A 23,589-nucleotide genomic window follows, 5' to 3' on the forward strand; every position below is an offset into this window, starting at 1 on the left:
GTTAGTCCGACAACTCCACGATGACAGGCGCGTGGTCACTGGCGCCCTTACCCTTGCGTTCTTCACGGTCAATGCTCGCAGAAGTCACTCGCGCGGTGAGGGCCGGGGAAGTTAGCGAGAAGTCAATGCGCATACCTTCACCCTTTGGGAAGCGCAGCTGGGTGTAATCCCAGTAGGTGAATTGTCCCTCAGTGTAGTCGCGAACTACATCCTTGAATCCAAGCTCCTCAAAGGCGCTGAAAGCTGCGCGTTCGGGTGCGGAAACATGGGTGAGCTTGTTCTCTAAGAAGAAGTCGATATCCCAGACATCTTCATCTTTCGGTGCGATATTCCAGTCACCCATCAAAGCGATCTGCGCTTCGGGGTTTTCGCTGAGCCACTGGCCAGAACGCTGCTTCAGCTCATCAAGCCAATGAAGTTTGTAGGCCATGTGCTCATCGTCTAGGGCGCGACCGTTGGGAACATAGAGGCTCCACACCTGGACTCCGCCACACGTCGCGGCAATGGCGCGCGGTTCTTGAATCGGGTTCTTGCCACCCTTGCCAAATTCTGGCTGGCCCGGGAACGTTCGTTGTACATTTTCGAGTCCCACACGGGAGGCGATGGCTACACCGTTCCACTGGTTCACGCCAAAGTGGGCTACCTCGTAGTCATTGTTCTCAAACAATTCCCACGGAAAATTATCGTCTTTGCATTTTGTTTCCTGAATAGCCAGGACATCTACATCTGAGCGCTGCAGCCAATCCTCCACGCGGTCAGCGCGGGCTCGTAGCGAGTTCACATTCCAAGTTGCAATCTTCACTAGTTCAACCTATCAAGTTTGCGGAAGTGTGCCACTTCAATTTACTCGGAAGCCCGAGTATATTCTTAGTCAAACTGTGGCGCCATTCATTCCAAGGAGGCAACGTTGCCTGAAATTTTGACTGAACGACGTGGGCATTTGGGTTTGATCACGCTGAACCGGCCCAAAGCGCTGAATGCGCTTAATGCCGAAATGTGCCAGTTAGCTCTTGAAGCTTTGTTGCAGTGGCGAGATGACCCTGAAATTGTTCAGGTGGCGGTGCAAGGTGCAGGGGAGCGGGGACTGTGCGCCGGTGGCGACATCGTGGCTATTTACCGAGACATCAAGGAACGCACCGGTTCTTCGGAGAATTTTTGGCGTATTGAGTACCAACTCAACGCCTTGATCAGTGAATACCCCAAGCCATATATCGCCATCATGGACGGAATCGTACTTGGCGGTGGCATCGGAATCTCCGCCCATGGCAGTCACCGAATTGTCACGGAGACAAGTCTTTGTGGCATGCCTGAAGTGGGTATCGGTCTGTTCCCAGACGTTGGTGGAACGCACCTTCTAGCTAAGGCGCCTCAAGCAGCAGGCCGCCTTGCGGCCCTGACCGGAACCAAATTTGGTGCAGCCGATGCCATGCTGCTCGGCCTGGCCGATGTTTATGTTCCGCAGGCGCGGCTAGCAGAACTGCTAGAGAAGCTGGCCAGTGAGCCGGTGGATGCATTATTGGGGCATTTCGCTGAAGAGCCAGCCGAGGGGTTTATGCACGAAGAATGGGTGCAGGCTTTCACCCATCAGAATCTGCGAACAGTGTTGCTTGAACTTCACAAAGAATCGGCTCCGAAGGCGCAACAGATGGCGAAGGCGCTGCAAGCTGCCTGCCCAAGTTCGGTGCGACTGACCGATGAGCTGATACAACAAGCCGGAGGAGATCTTCGGGTGGATCTCCAGCGTGAATTCCGTGCAGTGGTTCACCGGTTAGATGATCCTGATTTTGCTGAGGGTATCCGGGCCGCGGTTATCGACAAGGACCGGACGCCACACTGGGTTGAATACCTGCCGGGCCTAAGCCACGAACAACGCACCGCAAAACAGCTCGGTCCCCTTCCCGGGGCGGAGCTGAATTTTGCATTGCTGGAGCACTAAATTTCGCGCTGATGGTTTGAGACTTTAGACGAAGTCTCCGGAGGCTTTGCGGAAGCGGGAGAGGATCTCAAATAATTCGGTAGCGTCCGAAGCACAGAGATTGCTCTGGGCAAAGAGCAGTTCGTTAAGATCATCGCGGGCCGCGTTTAATACCTGCTGACCTTGTTTGGTCAGTTCTAATAAACGCGTGCGCCCATCGGTAGGGTGCGCCATGCGCCGAACCAAACCGGTGGATTCCAACCGGTCTACCGAGTTGGTCAGGCTGGTGGCGTGAACCTGTAGTAACTCGCTGGCCTGGCTCATAGGCAGGGAACCGCGCTTGGAGAATCCCAGCAGTGCAAGCACCTCAAAGCGGGCAAAGGTCAGGCCATGAGGCTTCAGGATGGAGTCGGCTCGTTGTAAATAAATTGAGGCAGTACGCATCACTGCGGTGATTGCTGCCATCGGTTCGGCCTCAGCTTTCCACCCGTGTGAGATCCATTGTTCTCGCGCTTGGGCGATCGGATCGCGGGACAAAGGTGAAGCCATTGAGATACCCCTAAATTAGAAGACTTAGTCCAACAATATACTTGGACTTCCTAGGGAATGAAAAGAGCGCCCGCTCGACCTGATGGCCACGGTAGCTCAAAGAATGTTTCAACAAGTACTTTCCAATATGGAAAGTACTTGTTAGTCTGAAGGTATTCGTTAGGTTCGCAGGCAAAGGAGTAGGGCAATGAAGATGACCTTCAATTCTTGGTACGTCGCCATCATTAGCGCGGGAGGCTTGATCTTCCTCGCCTTGGCGATGACCGCCTACGTTACCGGTCATTCCTACCTGCTCTGCGTGGGGATTGTTTTCTTTACCGCGGTCACCGTGACGATGTCCTCTATTTACGCACAGCGTCAGAACAAAGCTCGCAAGGCGGCCGGCAAATGAGTTCCGAAGAGCAGATGAATGCCGATGAGCAACTGGCCGCCCTGAATGTGGTGCAACAGCGCATGGAGCGCGCCTCCGGCTACGGCGCCAAACTCATGGGCGTTTACTGCGTGATCTTGGGTTTGCTCATCGGGTCACTAGCGGCCCTATTGCAGGTCTACCGCCCCGAGAAAAACTTCACCGGATTCATTATTCTTACCGCACTTTTTGGCATAGCTGTTGTAGCAATATCGTTGGCCTACGCAAAGCTATACCGTTCACTACCGCGGGGATTTTCCAAACTATATCTTCGCGGATTCTTCGGGAGTATGGCCCTGTACATGGTTGCGGTTGCCATGCTTAACGCGGGTGAAATGGGTTGGGGTGTTACCGCGTTGACGGGGCTTATCGTAGCTGCGCCGCTGTGTATCACTGGAATAGTGATGGTGCGCAAATGAGTGGCCACGCTCGCGAACGACTCAATGAGGACTTCTCAAATCCGGTCAGACTCTCGCTCATGGGATCTTTGCGAGCTGTAGATGAGGCTGACTTTAAAACCCTGAAGGAAACGGTGGGAATTTCCGACTCGATGCTTTCTAGGCACTTGAGCGCGTTGGAGGCAGCTGGATACGTGCGTATCAAAAAGGGTTACGTAGGCAAAAGGCCCCGTACCTGGGCGAAGCTAACTTCGAGCGGGCAAGAGGCCTTTGCGCAACATGTTCAGGCGTTGAAGGAAATCACCGGATTGGCGTGAGCCTTAGGCCCGCCACCACTTGTCCCAATAGGTGGCTGGGACTGCACGCTTGTGACGGGAATTCACAAAACGCTTCTCGATGGCTTGGGCAGCAGCCTCACTAATCTCGCGACCTTCAAGATAGTCATCAATCTGATCGTAGGTCAGCCCAAGTTCATCTTCGTCGGTGCGCTGCGGCTGCCCATCAAGAAGGTCAGCGGTAGGCTTCTTCGACCAAAGCAACTCAGGAGCCTGGAGCTCACGTAATAGGGACTGGTTTTGACGCTTGTTTAAGCCAGCCAATGGCAAGAGGTCTGCTCCGCCGTCGCCAAACTTGGTGAAAAATCCGGTGACGGATTCGGCAGCATGGTCAGTGCCCAGTACCAACAGGCCGCGGTCACCAGCCAGCGCGTACTGCACGATCATGCGGGTACGCGCCTTAGCGTTACCACGGTTGAAGTCGCTGATCTTATCCAAACCGGCATCGGCAATAGCTTCATCCAGTGCGGCGACGGGCTTTGCGATGTTTACTTCGTACTGTTCATCTGCAGCGACGAAATCCATGGCCGCGGCAGCATCAGCGGCGTCTTGCTGTACTCCATGAGGCAGGCGCACCGAGACAAAGCGAGCTTCGCCGCCGGCCTCGCGGACTTCCTGCACTGCCAACTGGGCTAGGCGACCGGCCAAGGTTGAATCAATACCGCCAGAAATCCCCAGCACGAACCCCTTGGCGCCGGTTGCGGCGAGGTACTCCTTGAGGAAATCGACCCGACGCCGGATCTCCTGCGTGGCGTCAATTTCAGGGCGTACGCCCAACTCTTCAATGATCTGTGATTGCAATTCACGCATGTCTTTAATCCTAGGCAGTGGGGGTGGGCGCAGGGCAACTACGATGGCGTTTGCCGCGAAATTTAATCTGTTCTCAACATAGGCGTTGATCAGTGGTTAGGGAGTTTGTGGCTCTTGCTCCGGCTCCCAGCCCAGGCTGCGCGCAATCTTTTCCAGAGTCTGGATAACAGCGTCATATTCTGAGCCGTCTAGATCCTGACCGAACTGCGTGCGGATCTTCTCCACTAGCTCGCTGAGCTTCAGCAGTGAGGTGTGGCCACGTCCAGTGATCGAATACTCACCGTTATGTACGGTGACCCACCCGGATTCCACCAGCTCGGCCAAGTGCTCACTGAGCGACTGCGGTTCATCTTCGGACGCGAAGAAGGGGGAGAGGTCGGTGTTTAGCTGCGCTTCGCTGGCAGGTTGATGTTCTAGCAAGTTCAGGACCTGCCACTGCCGGCGTGTCACACCGTGTTCTTCTAGAGTCGCTGCAAACTGCTCGTCAATCAGCGAATCCACCAATTTTAACCAGTAACCCAAGGGGCGTTGTGCGTTCATAAAATCAGCCTAGCGATGATGCCGACTAGAATCGAGGGTATGAGCGAAACCGGCGCCCGTGCGCGACTAAAAGAACTGATCCAAGAACTAGCCATTGTGCGTGGCAAGGTCATCTTGTCTTCGGGCAAGGAGGCCGATTACTACATCGACCTGCGTCGTGTAAGTCTGCACCAGGAAGCTTCGGGTTTGATCGGCGAGGTCATGCTTGACCTGCTTGATGAAGCCAAGCTGGAATTCACCAATGTTGGTGGTTTGACCATGGGCGCTGACCCAGTGGGCACCGCCATCATGCATACCGCTCGCGCCAAGGACCGCGCCATTGATGCGTTTGTGGTCCGCAAGGCGCAGAAGTCCTACGGCATGGGTCGTCAGGTTGAGGGCCCAAGCGTTGAGGGACGCGACGTCATCGTGCTTGAAGATACCTCCACCACCGGTGGCTCGGCGCTGACCGCAGTTGAAGGTGTGCGCAAAGCTGGCGGCAACGTGATTGCCGTAGCCGTGATCGTAGATCGTGACACCGGTGCCAAGGAACGTATTGAATCTGAAGCTGGCGTGCCGTACCTGTTTGCCTACGGCAAAAAGGAGCTGGGCCTGTAACCAGTAGTTGCTTTTTTGGTCTCACAACCCGCTATTCCGAATCATTCGGAATAGCGGGTTGGCTGTTTTCTGAACTGTTTTAGCTCTGCGGTGGGGCAGCGGTGGTATCGCGCGGAACCAACACGGCAGGTAGCTGGTGCGGCTCGGTGACCTCTTCACCCTGAAGCAAAGCCAAGAGCATGCTCACCGCATGACTACCCATTTCATGCAGCGGCTGGCGCACGGTACTGAGCGCGGGGGCGGATTGGGCAGCGGCGGGAATATCGTCAAAGCCGATAATGGATAGTTCCTGCGGAACGGCGAGTCCACGTGCGGAGGCGACCTCTAGGGCCGCCAAGGCGGAGATATCGTTGGCCGCAAAAATTGCGGTGGGTGGCACCGGTAGGGCGAGGAGTTGTTCGGCCGCTTGCGTCGCGGTGTCCCATTGGTAATCGCCAGCGTGGATCAACTGCTCATCAAATTTGATGCCGGCTTCATCCAGCGCTCGCCGGTAGCCTTCTTCGCGTAGGTGTGCGGAATTCAAATCATCGCGCCCACGGATATGCCCAATGCGTTGATGGCCCAGATCAATGAGGTGCTTGGTGGCCGTATATGCGCCACCAGAATTGTCCACGTCTACGGTGTTGGGCATATCGGTGCCGGCCTGCGGGTCGATGGCGACAACAGGCACTGAGCTGTGCGGGATTTCTACGGTTGGGGTGACAATGATGGCCCCGTCAATGAGCGTTCCACCCAAGCGTGAGAGTGAACGACGTTCCCAGCCGATATGCCCTTCTGGGCTCAGGTTGCCAGCGTAGGCCATGAGGTCATATTTGGTGCCGCGCAGGGTGGCGGATATTCCGTTGAGAAGCTCCAGGGCGAAGGGCTCAAATTCGGCAACCAGGATGCCGATAATGTTCGTTTGAGAGTTGCGCATCGAGGATGCGACCAGTGAAGTTTCGTAACCGAGTTCATTGATGACCTGATGCACGCGAGTGATGGTTCTTGGTGCAACGCCGTAACGACCGTTAACAACTTTGGAAACGGTGGACACCGAAACTTCGGCAACGCGTGCCACATCATTGATGGTCACTCGGCCTTCCGCTGGCTTTTCGGCAGACGTTGGAAACTGCCCAGCGGTGGCATTCACGTGGTGTTGGGTCTCAGGGGTCATCACCCGACTAACAGTAGCGCATAAATCCGCGAAAACAGTGGTGTTTGTGGACTTGTGACCGGTGATTAGCAAATTTTCGATAACGTTTTCGCTAAGGATTTCGAAAACGTTATCGAAAACGATTGACATGACGTGCGTCACAGTGCAATTCTTGGTGGAGCCAAGTGCCTGCCGCGTGGAAGTCGACGGGTCATCACATCATCAATGCACAGGAGCACACGTATGTTGTCCAAGTCCCGAACTGCGAAAATGTTGGCGCTGGCAGCCACTGGCTCGCTACTTTTCTCCGGCTGCGCCTCAGGCTCTGATACTCCTGAAGCCTCGACAAACGGAACCACCACCATCACTTGGTGGCACAACTCGAACAACGGAGAAGGCAAGGCCTACTACGAAAAGGTCGCCAAAGATTTTGAGGCTACACATCAAGGCGTGGACATCGAGGTTAACGCCATGCAGCACGAAGACATGCTCACCAAACTCGACGCCGCTTTCCAAAGCGGTGACACCCCAGATGTGTACATGGAACGCGGTGGCGGGGAACTGGCCGCGCACGTGGAAGCCGGGCTGACCAAAGACCTCAGCGAGCAAGCCAGCGAAGAACTAAAATTCCTCGGAGACACCGCCGGCGGCTGGCAGATCGATGGCAAGACCTACGCCCTGCCGTACTCATTGGGCGCTGCAGGGTTCTGGTACAACAAAGCATTGTTCAAAAAAGCCGGCGTCGACAAGGCGCCCGAAACCTGGCAGGACCTTCTTGACGCCAGTGACAAGCTCAAAAAAGCTGGCATCACCCCAATCTCCGTAGGAGCGGGTGACAAATGGCCGGCAGCTCACTACTGGTACTACGCTGCGGTGCGTGAATGTGCCCAGCAAACCTTGGCTGACTCGGTCACCAATATGGATTTCAGCGACCAGTGTTTTGTGAAAGCTGGAGAAGACGTAGATCAGCTGATCAAGACCGAGCCGTTCAACCCAGGATTCCTCTCCACCCCAGCCCAGTCCGGTCCAACCTCAGCCTCGGGCCTCCTAGCCACCGGCAAAGTTGCCATGGAACTGGCCGGTCATTGGGAACCGGGCGTAATGCAGGGGCTCACCGAAGACGGTAAAGGTCTAGGCAAAAACACCGGCTGGTTCTCCTTCCCCGCAATTGAAGGTGGCCAGGGTGATCCGAAAGCACAGTTAGGTGGCGGCGATGCCTGGGCGGTAGCTCAAGACGCTCCAGACGAAGCAGTCGAGTTTGCCAAGTACATGGTCTCCGAGAAAGTTCAGAAAGGCTTTGCCGAGCTGGACATGGGGTTGCCTACTAACCCCAAGGCCAAAGACTCCGTTGCAGACCCAGCCTTGGTATCCATGATGGACGTTCGAGACAAGGCGCCCTACTTCCAGCTGTACTTCGACACCGCTTTTGGTGCTTCAGTCGGTGGAGCCATGAATGATCAAATCGCCTTGCTCTTTGCTGGCAAGTCCGATGCTCAGAAGATCGTTGATGCCAGCCAAGATGCCGCTGATCTAGAGAAGTGATCCCTACCGTGGCTCAAGAAGTAAGTTTTGTATCAAGTTCGCGTACCGATGACGCTGACCCAAATCCGGTGAGCGTTACACAACCGACCAGAATCAAGTCGGTCAAGGCCAAAGAGCGTCGGCGCAAACCAGCAGATAAACGCAAGAATCTAGAAATCTTGTTTTTCATCAGTCCGGCATTGATTCTCATCGCAGTATTTATGCTGTTGCCCATCATCCAAGCTGTGCGCTTCTCGGTGTACAACTGGAAGGGCTTCGGCCCACTGGTGGACTTTGTAGGGCTGAAAAACTACGCCCGCGTACTGCAAAACGAGGTTTTCACCGATGCGATGATTCATAACCTGATCATCATTGGTGGATCTATCGCTCTGCAATTGCCCATTGGTTTAGGGATTGCTCTCTTGCTCAACCGCAAGATGAAAATCCAATCATTGCTGCGCACCATCATCTTTGTTCCTTATGTGCTCTCCGAAGTCATCGCCGGGGTGATCTGGTTCCAACTCTTGCAACCCCAGTACGGGGTCGTGGACACCATCATCTCCAAGCTGGGCATCCAAGGTCCTGCCCAAGGCTGGCTCGGCACTCCCGAGCTGGCGCTGTGGACGGTACTGGCCGTACTGACCTGGAAGTACCTCGGGCTGGCGGTGATCTTGTTCTTGGCAGGACTCCAAGGGGTTCCCTCGGAGCTTTACGAAGCAGCACAAATCGATGGAGCGTCCTGGTGGCAGATCCAACGCAAAATCACCATTCCATTGTTGGGGCCGACCCTGCGCACTTGGGGATTCTTGTCCATGATTGGTTCACTGCAGCTCTTTGACATGGTTTGGATTCTCACCGGCGGGGGACCGGCCAACTCAACGACCACGATGGCCAGCTTCCTAGTCTCTGAGGGAACAAAACGGCAGAACTTCGGTGTGGCAGCTGCTGCCTCGGTGATCCTGTTTGTCGTTGCGTTGATCCTCGCAGTTTCCTACCAGCAGTTTGTTCTTAAGCGAGACTCGCAGCCAGATGACGAACGAACCAAGCCGAAGAAGGTCAAAGCATGAGCACCATCCTGGCCACCGGACCACAGCACACCCCAACCCAAGCGAAGCGCGCTAAAAAACGTTCCAAAAACCAAGGCGGAAACGTTCTGGTTTATGCCCTTGCGCTCGCCGTAGTCGCTCTAACACTCGGCCCGGTGCTCTATGGGGTGCTTGGTGGCTTTCGCACCAACGCTCAGTTAGCGCAAAACCCTGCGGGGCTGCCGGCCCCATGGGTGTTGGATAACTACCTAGGCGTGCTAAAAAACCCGGACTTCTGGAACTACGCACTGAACTCATCAATGATCGCGGTCATCACAACCCTGATCGTGGTGATCTTTGGAGTGATGGCGGCCTACCCGCTGGCGAGGTATCAGTTCCGACTGCGCGAACCGATCTTTATGGTCTTCGTTTTGGGTCTGCTTTTCCCGGCCACTGTGGCCATCGTTCCACTGTTCATCATGATTACCAGGGACCTGCATATGGGTAATACCTGGTGGGGTGTTGCCCTGCCACAGGCGGCATTCGCCTTGCCGATGACGGTGGTCATTCTGCGCCCGTTCCTGATGGCGCTGCCACAAGAATTGGAAGAAGCCGCCCAGCTCGATGGCGCCAGCCGAATCGGATTCTTCTGGCGCATCCTGCTGCCTCTATCGGGACCGGGCATGGTCACCGTGGGTGTCTTGGCCTTTGTTGGCTCGTGGAACGCCTACCTACTTCCACTGCTCCTATTACAAGGAGATATGCGGACCCTTCCCTTGGGCGTCGCAGATTACTCATCGGAGCACTCGGCGGACACTGCCGGCGTTTTCGCCTTTACCGCACTGGCAATGATTCCAGCACTGATCTTTTTCCTTGCCATGCAAAAGCGCATCGTCAACGGGCTACAGGGAGCAGTCAAAGGCTAATGCGTCCAGGCGAAAACACGCCTGCCCACTTTTTGAAGAATAGGACTTTCATGAAAACTGCCGAGCAGACTTGGCGTAATACCGCATTGCCAACCGAACAGCGCGTAGCTGCTCTTATGGAGCAGATGACCCTCGAAGAAAAAGCGGGGCAACTTGGTTCCTACTGGATCCGTCCAGAGGAAGAAAACCACGATAGTGAAGCCAACGTGGCACCCATGGCTGATACCTTCAGCGGCGGCCCGAGCTTTGATACTGCGATCCAGAACGGGCTGGGGCACATCACCCGTGCCTTTGGCACTGTCCCCGTAGATCCGGGCCAGGGGCGAGACCGGTTGGCTGAACTCCAAGAACAAGTTATTGCTGCCAACCGATTCGGCATCCCGGCCATCGCCCACGAGGAATGTCTTACCGGATTCACCACCTTGGGGGCTACCTGCTATCCGGCATCTATTGCGTGGGGAGCGAGTTTTAACCCGGAACTCATCAAATCGATGGCCGCACGCATCGGTGCAGATATGAAAAAGATGGGTGTACATCAAGGTCTTTCTCCAGTCTTGGATGTAGTGCGTGACTACCGCTGGGGACGCGTTGAAGAGACCATCGGTGAAGACCCACACCTAGTCGGAGAATTAGCGGTCGCCTACGTGAAAGGACTTCAGGGCTCTGGAGTCAACGCCACCTTGAAGCATTTCGCCGGTTACGCTGCCTCCCAAGCTGGACGTAACCACGCGCCGGTATCAATTGGTCCGCGTGCTTTGGAAGATGTGGTCTTCCCACCTTTTGAACGCGCAGTGCGTGAAGCACAAGTGGCGTCAGTAATGAACTCGTACGCGGATATTGATGGTGAAGCACCGGCCGCGAGCCGCCGGCTACTCACCGAAGTCCTGCGTGAACGCTGGGGCTTCACCGGCACCGTGGTGGCCGATTACTGGGCCGTGAGCTTCTTACACAGCATGCACGAAATTGCCGAGAGCGAAGATGCTGCTGGGCTGCTAGCGCTTTCGGCCGGCATGGACGTGGAGCTACCTGAAACCATCTCCTTCGCCAATCTGGCTGAGGCGGTACGTGCTGGGCGACTACATGAAGACGTGCTAAATACCGCGGTGAGCCGGGTGCTGACACAAAAGATTGAAGCCGGGTTGCTGGATCCTGACTATGACCCGCGGGGTGCATGGCTAGGTGATGATACGGAACTGGACTCGATCGAGAATCGAAAGCATGCCCGGGCCATGGCCGAAGAATCCATTATTCTTTTGCGTAATGAGCAGATCCTTCCACTCAAAAGTCCGGCACGCATGGCGGTCATCGGCCCCAGCGCCACACAGCCACGCACCCACCTCGGTTGTTATTCCTTTACCAACCACGTGTACTCGCGCTTCGCTGAACACGAGGACTATGGCGTCGAAATGGTATCCATTCTCCAAGCGCTTGAGGACTCCCCAGCGCTCGCCGGAAGCAACATTGAGTATGTTCGTGGCGTGGACTTCACCGACCTCGATGACAGTGGAATTGAACAGGCCGTTCAGGCCGCCCGTAACGCGGAAGTTGCCGTGGTGACAGTTGGAGATCTAGCCGGACTCTTTGGGCGTGGAACTTCGGGTGAAGGCTGTGACGTGGTGGACCTGAAGTTGCCTGGGCGACAGGCCGAACTTGTTGAAGCGGTCTTAGAAACCGGAACACCTACCGTGCTGGTCTTGGTCACCGGCCGCCCCTACTCGCTCGGACAGTTCGCCCATCGTGCGGCAGGCATCGTTCAGTGCTTCATGCCGGGTGTCGAAGGTGGCCCCGCACTCGCTGCGGTACTGACCGGCCAAGTGAATCCATCAGGCAAATTGCCGGTGCAGATTCCTGACCATGTGGGCGGACAGCCAGGAACCTACCTGACGCCCAAGCTGGGTTGGCACTCTGACGGAGTTTCGAATCTTGATCCCCGTCCGCTCTATCCATTCGGCTACGGCATTTCTTATACAGAATTTGAGATATCCGAGCTGCAGCTATCCCACACAGAAATCTCAACCGAAGGAAACCTGGAGATCAGTGCGACGATCACAAACACTGGTGGATTTGCAGGCGCGGAAGTAGTCCAACTGTATTTGTCGGATGAGGTCTCACAGGTGGTGCGTCCGCGACGTTGGTTAGCTGGTTTTGCCAAAGTTCAGTTGGAAGCTGGTGCTTCGACGCGGGTCACCTTCGACGTGCATGCGGATAGAACATCATTTATTGGATTAGATGGGCGCAGAATTGTGGAACCGGGCAACTTCATCGCGACGGTTGGCTCAAGCAGTGAGGACCTGCGCCTTCAGGGACAATTCCGGATTGTTGGCCACGTCCGTGAGCTCAAAGAAGGTCGAGTCATGGATACTCCGGTGAGAATCGACTAGCTCCAGGCAGGCCTTGAGGCCGTAGCGATGTGCCTGAGAGTAGCCACCAGCAGTATTCAATTCATTTTCTAGTGAGTACAGTTCGAATCCAAAGCCTGAGGTGATCAATCGGCCTCAGAATAATTGGGGTGGATTTGATGGACGCGGACGTCATTATTGTTGGTGCTGGTCTTGCCGGTCTGGTTGCGAGCAACGAAATAGTCAAGGCCGGCAAGAAAGTACTGATCGTTGAGCAGGAGAACGCCGCGAACCTGGGCGGTCAGGCCTTCTGGTCTTTTGGCGGAATCTTCATGGTTGATACCCCGATGCAGCGCCGCTTCGGGGTACATGATTCTTTTGACCTCGCTTGACAAGACTGGCAAGGGTCAGCCGGGTGGGATCGCTTGGACGGTGAACATCCCGAAGATCAATGGGCGCAGAAGTGGGGGCGCGCCTATGTTGAGTTTGCTGCCAGCGACAAACGCCAGTGGCTCCAAGAGCAGGGGGTGAAGTTCACTCCCTTGGTCGGTTGGGCAGAACGTGGCAGCTTCGCTGCCAATGGTCACGGCAACTCTGTACCCCGGTTCCACATCCCATGGGGCACTGGCACCGGAATCTCAGAACCTTTTGCCAATAAGGCACGTGAAGCGGTCGAATCAGGTCTTGTGCAGTTTGCCTTCCGACATCAGGTTGATGGGCTAGTCTTCACCGCAGATAAGGTCACCGGCGTGCACGGAACAGTCTTGGCTCCAGAGACGGCCAAGCGCGGAGCACCTTCGAACCGTCAAGCAATCGGCACTTTCGAATTCACCGCACAGGCAGTAGTTATTGCTAGTGGCGGGATTGGTGGCAACCACGAACAAGTCAGAAAATGGTGGCCACAGTCTCTGGGAACTCCGCCTAAAAAGATGATTACCGGGGTACCCGAATATGTTGATGGGCGCATGCTTGATATTGCCAATGAGCACGGAGTTCGGCTAGTAAACCGCGACCGCATGTGGCATTACACCGAAGGGCTACAGAACTGGAACCCAATCTGGCCTTCCCATGCCATCCGGATCCTCCCTGGGCCATCATCGATTTGGCTTGATGCCCGTGGGCGCCGACTTCCCGCTCCAGGGCTGCCAGGTTATGACACTCTTGGCACGCTAAAGATCCTGCGCACAACAGAAGATATCCGTGACTACGACTACTCCTGGTTCATCCTTGACCAGTCAATTATCAAAAAGGAATTTGCACTCTCCGGATCAGAACAGAACCCCGACATCACCAACCGAGACGTGAAGTTGCTCATAAAAAGCAGGCTTGGCCGTTCGGCTACCGGTCCGGTGGAGGACTTCAAAAAATATGGTGAGGACTTCGTAGTGGCCGATACCCTTGAGCAGCTGGTTGACTCCATGAACAAGCTGAGCGGAGACCATCTGCTTGATCTTGATGAGATTGCCAGCATCCTGAAGGCTCGGGATAACGAGGTGGACAATCCGTGCTCCAAGGATGCGCAGACCATCGGTATTCAGAACAGCCGCAGGTACCTGGGCGATAAGCTCTTCCGCACGGCAAAACCGCATAAGATCCTGGATAAGAAACATGGTCCGCTGATAGCGGTCAGACTATGGGTCGTTACGCGCAAGACTCTCGGCGGAATCCAGACTGACCTTGCGGGTCGTGCGCTCGGTTTAGACGGAACACCGATTCCCGGACTCCTTGCCGCTGGTGAAGCCGCCGGTTTTGGCGGCGGAGGGGCCCACGGCTACAACGCTTTGGAAGGTACTTTCCTTGGTGGCTGTATTTTCACCGGCAGAACAGTTGGTCGCTCGTTGGCTCAAGTGCTCTAAGCGGGGGGATAAACCATGACCGTAGCTAGCTGAGCATGATGCGAAATCGCGGCGGCCCATGGTCAACGGAGTGAGGCTGATCCCGGTTACAACACCGATGAAAAAAGCGGCCGGAACATTCCGGCCGCTCCTTTATGGTTCTGGATTTGGTTACTTCTTAGCTTCCTTGGCTTCAGGAACTACCGCGTCCTTGGCCAGTTCTGCGTGAAGGTTCGCCACGGATGGGTACTGAAGGTCCGGACGGAATGGGAAAGTATCCATATCTTCACGGGCGGTGATGCCGGTGAAGACCAAAGCGGTAAGTAGACCAGCTTCCATGCCAGCAACAATGTCGGTGTCCATGCGGTCACCAATCATTGCAGTGGTTTCCGAGTGTGCATCAATGCGGTTCAAAGCAGAGCGGAACATCATCGGGTTGGGCTTGCCAACTACATATGGTTCGCGGTTGGTTGCACGAGAAATCAGCGCAGCAATGGCACCGGTGGCTGGCAGCAGACCTTCTGCCGATGGGCCGGTAGCGTCAGGGTTGGTTGCGATGAACTTGGCGCCGCCTTCAATCAGTCGGATCGCCTTGGTGATCGCTTCGAAGGAGTAGGTGCGAGTTTCGCCCAAAACCACATAGTCAGGATTCTGGTCAGTCATGATGAATCCGGCATCGTGCAACGCGGTGGTTAGCCCGGCTTCGCCGATAACAAAGGTGCGTCCACCCGGACGCTGGCGAGCTAAGAATTCAGCGGTAGCCATCGCGGAGGTCCAGATGTTTTCTTCAGGGACGTCCAAGCCGGAAGCCAGCAACCGGGCACGCAAGTCACGTGGGGTGTAAATGGAGTTGTTGGTCAAGACTAGGAAACGCAGGTTGTTTTCGCGCCAGTAGCTCATCAGCTCTGCGGCACCCTTAACAGCCTGATTTTCATGGACAAGAACGCCGTCCATGTCAGTAAGCCAGCACTTGATGTCGTGGACAGTGCGGGCAGCGCGGTTGGTAGTCGTCACGAGGTGAAGTCCTCCCTGATGAAATTGTGGTGGGAGCTATCTGCGTTGAAAGAATCCCCTGCTACTAAAAAGACTACACAGCCTTGGAGAATTGCGCCGTGAACAAGGGCACGATTAGAAAGAACTACGCTTAATAACGTGAATCAAGAAACGCAGGAACCAGTAAACGACCCCAGCGAGCAGCATGTCATTGGAGTGGGCCCTTGGGAAGGGGAGCATCCAACCGACGAAAAGTATGATCTTGAGCTGCTAGCCAACGGTGATCGTCGCAATGTTGCTGACAAGTATCGCTACTGGAACATGGACTCGATCATCGCGGATTTGGATGAGCGTCGCCACGATTTCCATATCGCCATTGAAAACTGGCAGCACGACATGAATATCGGCACGGTGGTGCGAAGTGCCAACGCGTTCCTCGCCAAAGAGGTCCACATTATTGGTCGTCGCCGGTGGAACCGCAGGGGAGCGATGGTGACCGATCGTTACCAACACGTGCGTCATCACCCAACGGTCGATGATTTTGTTACCTGGGCGGAATCCGAGGGGCTGACCATTTTGGGGATCGATATCTTCCCTGACTCCGTACCTTTGGAAACCTACGACATTCCAAAGAATTGTGTTTTGGTGTTTGGCCAGGAAGGACCCGGGTTAAGCCCTGAAGTTCATGCGGCAGCCAAAGACACCTTGTCAATTGAACAGTTCGGTTCAACGCGTTCTATCAATGCGGCCTCGGCCGCTGGAATTGCCATGCACGCATGGATCCGCAGACACGTTTTTGGGCAACAGGTGGGGTAACGGAGAAATTAATACTCATGAGTATTAGTCGAGCATCTGGATTAGTTACTTTTTTCAGCTTACTCTGGAATCCAGTTATGGAAATGTGATCTGGGAGCGAGTGGCTGTGAAACGTCGTCATCAAGTGAATCATGACTTACTTCTGCCCGGGTTACACCGAAAGAAACGACCAGCAGTTGTGTGGTCAGCCTCGGTGATTGCGGCCCTGGGGTTGACCGGCGCATTAGCAATCCCATTGGTAGCCCAGCCAGCTGATACTCGTCAGGGGAACGTCCAGGTGTCCATGGACGCCGTCGCTGACGCTTCCTTGGCCTACGGGCCGGTGTTTGTCAGTGTTGATGCTCCGCTGAATGCTTTTGGGGCCTCGGGTAGGCAACTTGCCATCGACGGACGTCCCATCGGAATGGTGGCCGGTGCCTTAGATGCCTCCGAAGTGGTAGAAGCTGAGACCGTGGACGCGGAACAGAGTGCCGAAAGCGAAGAAGAAAATACCGCCAGTACTGCACTTTTGGCTGGCACGGTAGGCGAGATTGGCAAGCTCCCGGGAGACCTGCAGTTGATGCACCCGGTGACTTCACGCCGAATTTCTAGCCCTTATGGTTGGCGTTCGAACCCTACCGGTGCCGGAAACCAGATCCACATTGGTCAGGACTACCCAGTATCTTGTGGCTCTCCTGTCTACGCCTCTGAAGATGGAACGGTGAGCGTTTCGGGATGGGCAGGCCACTCTGGCATGCGTGTGAGCATCGATCACGGATCAAATATCCAAACCGGCTATAGCCACAACTCGAAGCTCATCGCTAAGGTGGGGCAGCACGTACAACAGGGCGAGTTGATCGCCTTGGCCGGTACCACCGGTAATTCCACCGGATGCCACGTGCATTTTGAAGTCATCATTGATGGTCGGTGGCACGATCCACGCAACTACCTGCCTTTGATCCCTGGCCAGCGTCAGGCAATGATCAATTCCCAGCGTCTGACCGTCGGCGCAAACTCTGCTCCAAAGAGTGGTGCTCCACGAAGCTCCGCACCTTCTACCAATCAGCCGGATCCGGACATTATTGTTCCGGAGAACGACACTCCATACATTCCTAGCCCAGCTCCCAAGCCGCGTCCGGTGCCAACTAAGACGGTCAAGCCGACACCGACCCACAGCGAGACTAAGACTCCTACCCCAACAAAGAGTCCAAGTACCTCAACTGCGCCGCCCGAAAGCACCACCAAGGCGCCTTCACCTAGTGCGAAGCCAACGCCTAGTACGTCGCCAACAAAAATTCCTTCGCCAATGCCTACAACTAAGGCGCCTGAACCCACCACCTCGAATTCGGCACCGCCGGTACAAAGTACACCGGATAAAGAGCCGACTACGCCCTCGCCAACGGTGAGCAGCACGCAGGAAAAGAAGAGTGGCGCTAGCTCGCCAACAGGCTCAGAAGGCTCGAGCGGCAGTGCTACCCCGAGTACAACAGGTAGCGCCAGCAGCTCAGCATCGATAACCCAATAAGCAACCATCCGTGAGGTGGTGGCGCTCTGCATTGCAAATACAGGTTCTTTACCGTGTCACGATATGAGATTTTAGGTTGAGATAGTGACCTAGGCGATAGGATGGATGGCGAACCGCCGTCAATGGAGACGCGAAACCTCGCTAATCACCAGGAGTGAAGCATGCCTATCGCAACCCCCGATAAGTACAATGCCATGATCGACGCTGCCAAGGCTGGCGGCTACGCCTTCCCAGCAGTAAACGTGACCAGTTCGCAGACCCTGAATGCCGCTATTCGCGGCTTCGCTGAAGCTGAGTCTGACGGCATCATTCAGGTCTCCACGGGCGGTGCCGCCTACTGGTCCGGTGCCTCCGTTAAGGACATGGTTGTTGGCTCGTTGGGCTTCGCAGCTTTCGCTCGCGAAGTAGCCAAGAAGTACGGCGTCAACATCGCCCTGCACACCGACCACTGCCCAGCAGACAAGCTGGATAGCTTTGTGCTGCCACTGTTGGCTGCATCTGAAGCAGAAGTTGCTGCAGGCCGCGACCCATTCTTCAACTCCCACATGTGGGATGGCTCGGCTGAGACCCTTGAAGAGAACCTGCGTATTGCTGCAGAACTGCTGCCACGCACCGCTGCTGCCAAGCAGATCCTCGAAGTTGAAATCGGCGCAGTGGGCGGCGAAGAAGACGGCGTAGAAAACGCTATCAACGACAAGCTGTACTCCACCGTTGAAGATGCACTGGCTACCATCGACGCTTTGGGCGCCGGTGAAAAGGGCCGCTACATCACCGCACTGACCTTCGGTAACGTACACGGCGTGTACAAGCCAGGTAACGTGAAGCTGCGTCCGGAGATCCTGAAGGATATCCAGGCTCAGGTTGGTGGCAAGATCGGCAAGGCTAACCCATTCGACCTCGTCTTCCACGGTGGTTCGGGCTCCTCCGATAAGGAAATCGCGGATGCTGTTTCCTACGGTGTTATCAAGATGAACATTGACACCGACACCCAGTACGCATTCACCCGTCCAGTAGCTGGCCACATGTTGGGCAACTACGACGGCGTGCTCAAGATTGACGGCGAAGTTGGCAACAAGAAGACCTATGACCCACGCGTTTGGGGTGCCAAGGCTGAAGAGGGCATGGCAGCTCGCATCGTTGAAGCTGCTCGTCAGCTGGGCTCGGCCGGAAAGTCGCTGAAGTAAATATGGCTGGCGAAAACCTGTTGGGCATTCCAGAAACTCTGCTTCCTGAGGAATCTGAGGTTTTGGCTCGCCTTGAAGCTGGCGATGAGCCAACGGACCTGGCCGCCAAGTTCCCATCATCCTCTTTGGTGTGGGCACTGCTGGCTGATGAAGCGCACGGCGAAGGCCGCATTGTGGAGTCCTACGCGTTTGCTCGTGTTGGCTACCACCGTGGTCTGGATTCGCTGCGTAAAGCCGGTTGGCGCGGACAGGGACCAGTTCCTTGGAGCCACGCGCCGAACCGCGGCTTCCTGCGTTCGCTGTATGCGCTGGGCCGTGCGGCTGCAGCCATCGGTGAAGCTGAAGAAGTTGATCGCATCGGCAAGTTCCTGAACGATTCGGATGCTTCTGCCAAGGCTGAAATCGAAGCCGGCAAGTAAGTATTTTGACTCTGCAAACGGCGGTTCTTCCCTTTTGGGGAAGAACCGCCGTTTGGTGCGTAGTTGAGTAGTAAAGGAAATTAGAAACTAACATTATGAGCGTTCTGCAAGCAGGCGATGCACTAGGTTCCAGCTACAAGCTGATCAAGAAAATTGGCTCCGGCGCTGTCGGAGAAGTTTGGTGTGTCAGCCAAGAGCGTGGAGGCCCAGATCTAGCCGCCAAGCTCTTACGCCAAGAACATGTGCAAGACTCAGACTTGGTGGAGAAATTCATCAAAGAGCGCTCAGTGCTTTTGAATCTGAAGCACCAAAATATTGTTGTCGCTAGAGACCTCGTAGTCGAAGGTCAGCAACTAGCCATCGTCATGGACCTTGTCGAAGGTGGGACGCTTAGAGACGCCTTAGAAGCGCAGGGGACACTGGCCCCTTCCTCGGCCATTGACTACACAGTGCAGGTTCTGGACGCCTTGGCTGCGGCTCATCAAAAGGGTGTCACCCATCGTGACATCAAACCGGACAATGTCCTCTTGGATCACGCACAAGCGAAGGTCTCTGACTTTGGTATCGCCTCTGTGCTTCAGGGAGCTAAAAAGAGCACTTCCGGCATGCTCGGCACCCCGGCCTATATGCCTCCCGAGCTGTTTACTCGCGGTGAAGCCGGCACCGCAGGAGACATCTATGCCGCGGGTGTGCTGCTTTACGAGTTGCTTGCTGGCCGAACTCCTTTTGCTGGAACTGGTAATGACTACACGTTGTCCTTCCGACACGTTTCTACCGTTCCACCACGCTTAGATATTCCAGATCCATTATGGGATGGCTTGTCATCCATGCTGGAGAAGGACCCTTCGCTTCGACCTGATGCAACTTCTGCTGCGCACCAGCTTCGTGGGCTAAGCAAAAAATACACGCAACTGCCTGCGCTTGAATCAGTCACCGCGCCAGAGCAATTTGAAGAGCTTGAACGTCCCGCCACGGTCATTCGAAGCAAGGACAAGCCAAGAACCACAAGCGATGCAAAACCTGCTGGATCGCTTAACCCAAGCGACCTGCCGGATTTGGGTGTGCCGGCCAATCACACCGTCGTTCGCCCGATGGCAACAAGGAAACCAGCAGCTCCCGTTGACGAAGAACCAACAACGGACCAGAAAAACCAATTCAGCCGTCCCGAGTGGCTGACCACGAAGGCTATGTGGCTACTTGGCGCTGCAGCCTTCCTCATCGTGGCGCTGGTACTCGGGTTTACCTTGATTCCTGGATCATCGGGCAAGGGCAAAACAAGCGACGAAGCGCTCACCGCAACGCAACAAGATCAAATCTTGCCTTCAGGGCTGGGCATATCCCGTCGTGCGGAGTACAAACCTCAAACGGGCGAAGTGGAGCTGACGCTAACTTATGCTGCTCAGAAGACACCGCTGCGAGGAGAGCTCTTTGAATCTCTGCCAGCTCCTGGGGAGGCAGGTAACTGCCCGAACGTTACTTGGGAAGGCGCCAAAGCCACACGCAACCAGCAGAGCATCAATGGTGTGGCAGCTGACTGTGGATGGCAATTGAGCGAACTAGCCATTCCTAAGCAATCTACTGCTGAAGTCAAAGCAAAACTAAACGTGGAGATTGCAGACCAGCAGGCGTTGGATCAGTGGCTGAAAAATGCTGCTGAGGCGACACTTACGGCAATGACGGATCCTGCCACTGAGGGCAGTGCTTATCCCGCTCAGCGACTGCAAGACATTGCGGTAAAGACTCCAACCAGGACAGTCAGTCAAACTCCGCTACCGGTGAAGTTGATTCCTGTTTGGCCTTCAGGGCCTGACGAACTCAATCCGATATACGCCAGCCCAGCGACAGGAAAACCCACCGCAGTGTTGCAAGCTGTTTCCCAAGGTGAAAGTGGAGTTCGTTTCTCGGACGGCTGCTCGGGTGCCTTGGCGGTGTCTAAAGATGGACTGGTGGTTACCGCGCTGTCAGTGTCACCGCAATGTACCGTTCGAGCAACGGTAGGCAACTTTACTGAGCTGGTCAGCAACCAGTTCAGCATTACGACTCGATGATGTGAACGACGCGGTGAGTTCTCACCTAGAAGCAACGCAACCGACCTGTTAAAAACGTCAGCCACGACGCAGGAGAACAGAACTGCGACGTGGCTGACGGAGATACGTTGTTAGCCGTTATTGACGGGCTGAGTCGTATCGGTTTGTGCTTCCCTCGTGGACGCGAACGGACGAGCCTCGTAGGCTTCGTCTCCTTCGGACCACTTCTTGCCCGCTTGGATAGGCGCTCCAACTGCGAAGCGGTCTACTGCTTCAGCGACAGCCTGAACCGAGTTCAACATTTCCTCACCAAAGACCGCTGGCCTGAACCCGGGGAAGGTCCTAGCGGTGTTCTTGGACTTCTTGTGCGCTTTAGGCTGCTGACCGTAGGGGTCAACCATGCTCGCGTTCGCGGCCGGATCATCCAGCAGTTGAATCCACTGCTGCGCTGAGGCAGGCAAGGTTGAATCCTCGGTGTAGAAGAGAATATATCCTTGCTTGGGTCCACCGAACACGTCAATGCGAGCGCCCTTATTGAAGGCACTGAAACGAGTTCGTTTCTTGCCGTTCAGTGACTGGAGGAGCGCCTGCAAGTCTGCTGGAGTGGCTACAGAATTATCAAATTCCATACGTCCTTCACGCCACCAAGTGATGAGACTATTGTCGTTTTTACTCTGGAGGGCGAGAGCTTCCCGGTGTTGCTCGACCGATTCTTCTTCGCTTTTGAATCCGACGGATATCGCGATGGGCACGCCAACGATCAGACCAATTATGGCTGCGATGCAAGTTGACAGTGCACCGTTCGAAGAGAAGTTGTCCGCTAGTCCGATGACGATGAATACCAAGACGATATCCACCAGGATCGCGACCACTCGTGGCAGATAACGGATGAGCACAATTGAGATTGCCACACCGAGGATCAGCCCGAGAAGGTAACCCACCACGGGCGGAAAGTATCCAGTAAAGAGATTCTTGAAACCAATGGTGCGAGAATACGTGAGGAAGCTGATGGAGATCATCAGTGCTACAGCCACTTGTGCACGTTTCACTACGCCGCTAGAGGCGCGACGCTTCCGTGTGGTGGTTGGCTGCATACTTAGGAAACCTGTCCCGCCCGGTCAAAGCGCGCGCCTTCAGGCTTGGAAGGCAGCAGCGTCAGGATGAGCAGGATGATTCCACCTACGCCAGGAACCAGCGAGATGAAGTACCAAGGGCCTGGGCGGTTGGTATCGTGCAGACGGCGCCAGGTGATGGCCAAGTTAGGAACAATTAGTGCAAGGGTAATCAGAAGCAAAAGTGCCACGCCGAGGTAAATCCATACCGAGTCCGGGCTTTGGATTCCACCAGGGCCTCGGGTGTAGGTAGCCATGTCATCACCGTCAACGGTTCCGTACGGTACCTCCACCTGGTACTTATCGGCCCACGCGATGCCACGGGCTACACCAATCGTCATGAATATCGAGGGAATCAGGCTGACGATAAAGGTGAAGAGCGCTACGTACCAGTACTCACTGCGCGATGCTCGCCCGCTGAAGGTGGCGTACTTCTTGAAGTAACGCGAGATGGCCTGCCCGAATGAAGCCCCGTAGAGAGGCTGGTCCAAAGGCTGTGCCGATGAGGCTGGCTGTTGAACCTCTGGCGCGTTGTAGTCAGGGTTTTGCTGGGTCAAATCTTGTGGAGTTGAAGTCATGAGGTTGAAAATCCTTCTGCAGTAGTCGAAAAAAGTTGGACGGCCGAATTACTGTTCTTTGGTGTACCCAATTTTGGTCAGCGCATCAATGGTCTTCTGCAGGTCCACAAAGTCGGTGGCATTTTCGCCGGTGAAGTCCCCCTGAATGATGTCGAGTTCTTTGAGCTTGGCAAGATCTGCATCTTCGAACTTCACTTCGGTGTACTCGAGCGCTTTGTTGTCGTTTACTGCGTAGCGGTATTCAACTCCATCGACGCCATTGGTCTTTTGCTGGTAGTCGTAAATTGCGCCTTTGATAGCGTCAGGGGTGACGCCCATTTTTTTGAAATCGATGGCATTGGAGCCGTACTGTTCGATCAGGCGGTCACCTTTGGAAACAAGAACCATTTCCGACTTGACACCGTTTTGGTCAGTGACCATTTTGACAGCCTGCGTGCCGCAGCCAGTGAGCAGTGTGGTGCCCAAGAGCAATGCGGCGGTGCCGATGGCTAACTGACGTTTTTTCTTTGATGGGCGAGTGACGCTCATATGCTTTTTCCTTTGCTACGTACATGACGGTCCGACGGGCCACGAAGAATTGAGAAAATTCGGGATATTTGATTCGAACTCTCTGTCGACTTCGTAG

The 23,589-nt window shown here is 55.2% G+C and carries 23 protein-coding genes and 1 pseudogene; 15 read left to right on the plus strand and 9 right to left on the minus strand.

Annotation, left to right across the window (positions count from 1 at the left end; genetic code table 11):
* Position 1 precedes the first annotated feature (1 nt).
* Positions 2-802: an exodeoxyribonuclease III gene (locus AC1Z3F_RS14875; protein ID WP_131090656.1), complete on the minus strand. Its 801-nt coding sequence runs from the start codon at positions 800-802 to the stop codon at positions 2-4.
* 105 nt (positions 803-907) lie between these two features.
* Here AC1Z3F_RS14875 and AC1Z3F_RS14880 point away from each other — a divergent pair, with 105 nt between their 5' ends.
* Positions 908-1,936, plus strand: coding sequence for a 3-hydroxyisobutyryl-CoA hydrolase (locus tag AC1Z3F_RS14880; RefSeq protein ID WP_131090655.1), 1,029 nt, complete (start codon positions 908-910; stop codon positions 1,934-1,936).
* Positions 1,937-1,960: 24 nt separating this feature from the next.
* On the opposite strand, the gene AC1Z3F_RS14885 is transcribed toward AC1Z3F_RS14880, so the two are convergent.
* Positions 1,961-2,464, minus strand: a complete 504-nt coding sequence (locus AC1Z3F_RS14885) for a MarR family winged helix-turn-helix transcriptional regulator (protein ID WP_131090654.1) — start codon at positions 2,462-2,464, stop codon at positions 1,961-1,963.
* 193 nt (positions 2,465-2,657) lie between these two features.
* On the opposite strand from AC1Z3F_RS14885, the gene AC1Z3F_RS14890 reads away from it, so the two are divergent.
* From AC1Z3F_RS14890 to AC1Z3F_RS14900, 3 genes are read left to right on the plus strand one after another with little or no spacing between them, the layout of a single operon-like run.
* Positions 2,658-2,855, plus strand: a complete 198-nt coding sequence (locus AC1Z3F_RS14890; protein ID WP_483566164.1) for a hypothetical protein — start codon at positions 2,658-2,660, stop codon at positions 2,853-2,855.
* The gene (locus AC1Z3F_RS14895) at positions 2,852-3,292 is read left to right on the plus strand and encodes a hypothetical protein (RefSeq protein WP_262198705.1); all 441 of its coding nucleotides are present in this window, start codon (positions 2,852-2,854) and stop codon (positions 3,290-3,292) included. Before AC1Z3F_RS14890 ends, AC1Z3F_RS14895 begins: the two co-directional genes overlap by 4 nt.
* Positions 3,289-3,588: a winged helix-turn-helix domain-containing protein gene (locus AC1Z3F_RS14900; protein WP_262198703.1), complete on the plus strand. Its 300-nt coding sequence runs from the start codon at positions 3,289-3,291 to the stop codon at positions 3,586-3,588. Before AC1Z3F_RS14895 ends, AC1Z3F_RS14900 begins: the two co-directional genes overlap by 4 nt.
* Before the next feature lie 3 nt (positions 3,589-3,591).
* On the opposite strand, the gene nadE is transcribed toward AC1Z3F_RS14900, so the two are convergent.
* Both nadE and AC1Z3F_RS14910 read right to left on the minus strand, forming a co-directional pair.
* Positions 3,592-4,416 (minus strand): ammonia-dependent NAD(+) synthetase, encoded by an 825-nt coding sequence (nadE, locus tag AC1Z3F_RS14905; protein ID WP_483566165.1) that lies wholly within the window; start codon positions 4,414-4,416, stop codon positions 3,592-3,594.
* 96 nt (positions 4,417-4,512) lie between these two features.
* Positions 4,513-4,956: a MarR family winged helix-turn-helix transcriptional regulator gene (locus tag AC1Z3F_RS14910; RefSeq protein ID WP_131090649.1), complete on the minus strand. Its 444-nt coding sequence runs from the start codon at positions 4,954-4,956 to the stop codon at positions 4,513-4,515.
* Between the two features lie 39 nt (positions 4,957-4,995).
* On the opposite strand from AC1Z3F_RS14910, the gene pyrE reads away from it, so the two are divergent.
* On the plus strand, positions 4,996-5,553 hold the full coding sequence (gene pyrE, locus AC1Z3F_RS14915) for an orotate phosphoribosyltransferase (RefSeq protein WP_207306536.1): 558 nt from the start codon (positions 4,996-4,998) through the stop codon (positions 5,551-5,553).
* Positions 5,554-5,632: 79 nt separating this feature from the next.
* Here pyrE and AC1Z3F_RS14920 read toward each other — a convergent pair whose 3' ends face one another.
* The gene (locus tag AC1Z3F_RS14920) at positions 5,633-6,835 is read right to left on the minus strand and encodes a LacI family DNA-binding transcriptional regulator (protein WP_483566166.1); all 1,203 of its coding nucleotides are present in this window, start codon (positions 6,833-6,835) and stop codon (positions 5,633-5,635) included.
* A gap of 93 nt (positions 6,836-6,928) precedes the next feature.
* Between AC1Z3F_RS14920 and AC1Z3F_RS14925 the strand changes: the two genes are divergently transcribed.
* The 5 genes and pseudogenes from AC1Z3F_RS14925 (at position 6,929) to AC1Z3F_RS14945 (ending at position 14,352) form a co-directional block, all read left to right on the plus strand.
* Positions 6,929-8,227, plus strand: a complete 1,299-nt coding sequence (locus AC1Z3F_RS14925; RefSeq protein ID WP_131090647.1) for an ABC transporter substrate-binding protein — start codon at positions 6,929-6,931, stop codon at positions 8,225-8,227.
* Positions 8,228-8,295: 68 nt separating this feature from the next.
* The gene (locus AC1Z3F_RS14930; protein WP_483566167.1) at positions 8,296-9,273 is read left to right on the plus strand and encodes a carbohydrate ABC transporter permease; all 978 of its coding nucleotides are present in this window, start codon (positions 8,296-8,298) and stop codon (positions 9,271-9,273) included.
* On the plus strand, positions 9,270-10,157 hold the full coding sequence (locus tag AC1Z3F_RS14935; protein ID WP_131090645.1) for a carbohydrate ABC transporter permease: 888 nt from the start codon (positions 9,270-9,272) through the stop codon (positions 10,155-10,157). Before AC1Z3F_RS14930 ends, AC1Z3F_RS14935 begins: the two co-directional genes overlap by 4 nt.
* Before the next feature lie 50 nt (positions 10,158-10,207).
* Positions 10,208-12,538, plus strand: a complete 2,331-nt coding sequence (locus AC1Z3F_RS14940) for a glycoside hydrolase family 3 N-terminal domain-containing protein (RefSeq protein ID WP_262198695.1) — start codon at positions 10,208-10,210, stop codon at positions 12,536-12,538.
* A gap of 137 nt (positions 12,539-12,675) precedes the next feature.
* Positions 12,676-14,352: pseudogene (locus tag AC1Z3F_RS14945) on the plus strand (FAD-binding dehydrogenase).
* Positions 14,353-14,502: 150 nt separating this feature from the next.
* On the opposite strand, the gene AC1Z3F_RS14950 reads toward AC1Z3F_RS14945, so the two are convergent.
* Positions 14,503-15,345 (minus strand): HAD-IIA family hydrolase, encoded by an 843-nt coding sequence (locus AC1Z3F_RS14950; protein ID WP_131090643.1) that lies wholly within the window; start codon positions 15,343-15,345, stop codon positions 14,503-14,505.
* 138 nt (positions 15,346-15,483) lie between these two features.
* Between AC1Z3F_RS14950 and AC1Z3F_RS14955 the strand changes: the two genes are divergently transcribed.
* The 5 genes from AC1Z3F_RS14955 to AC1Z3F_RS14975 all read left to right on the plus strand — a co-directional run bounded on the left by AC1Z3F_RS14955 (position 15,484) and on the right by AC1Z3F_RS14975 (position 21,295).
* Entirely contained in the window at positions 15,484-16,140 is a 657-nt protein-coding gene (locus AC1Z3F_RS14955; RefSeq protein WP_131090642.1) for a TrmH family RNA methyltransferase, read from the plus strand.
* A gap of 106 nt (positions 16,141-16,246) precedes the next feature.
* Positions 16,247-17,644, plus strand: coding sequence for a M23 family metallopeptidase (locus AC1Z3F_RS14960; RefSeq protein ID WP_483566168.1), 1,398 nt, complete (start codon positions 16,247-16,249; stop codon positions 17,642-17,644).
* A gap of 161 nt (positions 17,645-17,805) precedes the next feature.
* Positions 17,806-18,828, plus strand: coding sequence for a class II fructose-bisphosphate aldolase (gene fbaA / locus AC1Z3F_RS14965; protein WP_131090640.1), 1,023 nt, complete (start codon positions 17,806-17,808; stop codon positions 18,826-18,828).
* 2 nt (positions 18,829-18,830) lie between these two features.
* A complete protein-coding gene (locus AC1Z3F_RS14970) occupies positions 18,831-19,247 on the plus strand; it encodes a DUF3151 domain-containing protein (protein WP_131090639.1) in 417 nt (138 codons plus the stop codon).
* A gap of 95 nt (positions 19,248-19,342) precedes the next feature.
* Positions 19,343-21,295 carry a serine/threonine-protein kinase gene (locus AC1Z3F_RS14975; protein ID WP_131090638.1) on the plus strand — a complete coding sequence of 651 codons (1,953 nt, stop codon included), beginning with the start codon at positions 19,343-19,345 and terminating at the stop codon, positions 21,293-21,295.
* 110 nt (positions 21,296-21,405) lie between these two features.
* On the opposite strand, the gene AC1Z3F_RS14980 is transcribed toward AC1Z3F_RS14975, so the two are convergent.
* From AC1Z3F_RS14980 to AC1Z3F_RS14990, 3 genes are read right to left on the minus strand one after another with little or no spacing between them, the layout of a single operon-like run.
* A complete protein-coding gene (locus AC1Z3F_RS14980) occupies positions 21,406-22,323 on the minus strand; it encodes a hypothetical protein (protein ID WP_483566169.1) in 918 nt (305 codons plus the stop codon).
* Between the two features lie 47 nt (positions 22,324-22,370).
* Complete coding sequence (locus tag AC1Z3F_RS14985; RefSeq protein WP_131090636.1) at positions 22,371-22,964, minus strand: DUF805 domain-containing protein; 594 nt, start codon at positions 22,962-22,964, stop codon at positions 22,371-22,373.
* 48 nt (positions 22,965-23,012) lie between these two features.
* Positions 23,013-23,492: a DUF1307 domain-containing protein gene (locus AC1Z3F_RS14990; RefSeq protein ID WP_131090635.1), complete on the minus strand. Its 480-nt coding sequence runs from the start codon at positions 23,490-23,492 to the stop codon at positions 23,013-23,015.
* Positions 23,493-23,589: the final 97 nt, after the last annotated feature.

The organism is Glutamicibacter sp. MOO4, assembly GCF_056934395.1.